At 62.6% G+C, this 1319-nt stretch carries 2 protein-coding genes; one reads left to right on the top strand and one right to left on the bottom strand.

Going from position 1 to position 1319, the window contains the following annotated elements; translation table 11 throughout:
- The first annotated feature begins 232 nt into the window (after positions 1-232).
- On the top strand, positions 233-454 hold the full coding sequence (locus AC1DKD_RS41335; RefSeq protein ID WP_035860877.1) for a hypothetical protein: 222 nt from the start codon (positions 233-235) through the stop codon (positions 452-454).
- A 362-nt stretch (positions 455-816) separates the two neighbouring features.
- Here the strand turns inward: AC1DKD_RS41335 and AC1DKD_RS41330 are convergent.
- On the bottom strand, positions 817-1319 hold a 503-nt coding region (locus AC1DKD_RS41330; RefSeq protein WP_477111685.1), incomplete at its 5' end, for a tripartite tricarboxylate transporter permease.

Here is a 1319-nt window from a genome sequence, read left to right as displayed (position 1 = left end):
GTTCGGTGCAGTCCAGTCGCGCGTCGGCAATGATGGCGCAACGGGCAAGAAGAAGTAATCTGGACGGGACTGAAGCGGTTCGGCCGGACCTTGCCATTCCTGCCCCTTGGCGGGAGGCCCGGGTGCTGCCGCTATGCGCGCGCCCAGCGCCTGGCATTGCTTGATGAAGCGACGTTCGCTAGTCAGCTGTCAGGGCGTTCAAAAATAGCGGGAGTGCAAGATGAGGCGTGACATGTCCTTCGCGGACCGGGTGCTGTCAGCACTGCGGTCCGACAGCCAGGCGATGATGACGGATCTTCAACTCGCCAAGGCGCTGGGCAATGCCGAGGCATCCAAGCTAAGTCACCATTTGCTGCTGCTTCAGGATTCGGGCCTGGTGGCCAAGACGGCCACCTCCGGATGGCGCCTGACCTGGGCGGGACATGACCGCGCGGAAGCGCACAGTGCGTCGTAGCGGGAACATGACCGGCCGTGCCGCCGGAGAGCATATTGCGCGCGATAAAACGACAAGGCCCGCAGCCATGGCGGCACGGGCCTGAAAACGCTATCGCATCGCTGATGCTATTTCTTGTCGGCGGGTTGCTCGGTTCGCGGATCGAACTGGCCGGGCTGGGAGGTCCGGCCTTTCTCGCCGGGTTGCTGGAAGTGCGTCTTCCAGGGCGTGGCCGGCGTTTTCCGCTGACCAGGCGGCCTGGGACAATAATTCATGAAGTACCCCCTCGGTGACCGACAGTGCCGGACCGGCACCTCTTCAGTGTAGGCGCGTGCCTGTGCTTTCCCTAGCGCTGTTACCAGTCAGGCACCCGCCGGCCCGTGTCATTCCTCCTGGAATGCTTCCTCGCGCTTGGCCTTGATCGACGGCAGCGCCACAATGCAGACCAGCAGCGCCGCGGCAATCAGCAATCCMAGCGACAGCGGACGGGTCACGAACACTGTGAATTCGCCACGTGAAAGCAATAGCGCCCTGCGGAAATTCTCCTCCATCATCGGCCCCAGCACGAACCCCAGCAGCAGCGGCGCGGGCTCGCACTTGAGCTTGATGAACAGGTAGCCGATCACACCGAAGCCAGCCGCCGTGAATACGTCGAAGGTCTGGTTGTTGACCGAGTACACGCCGATGCAGCAGAAGGTCAGGATGGCCGGGTACAGGAAGCGGTAGGGCACCTGCAACAGCTTGACCCAGATCCCGATCAGCGGCAGGTTCAGGATGATCAGCATGAAGTTGCCGATCCACATCGAGGCGATCAGGCCCCAGAACAGCGCGGGGTTGCTGGTCATGACCTGCGGGCCCGGCTGGATGTTGTGGATGGTCATCGCAC

The sequence above is a fragment of the Cupriavidus sp. 05T313 genome, assembly GCF_056396665.1.
The sequence above is the reverse complement of the archived record's forward strand: the minus strand, read 5'-3'. Positions and strand labels throughout refer to the sequence as shown.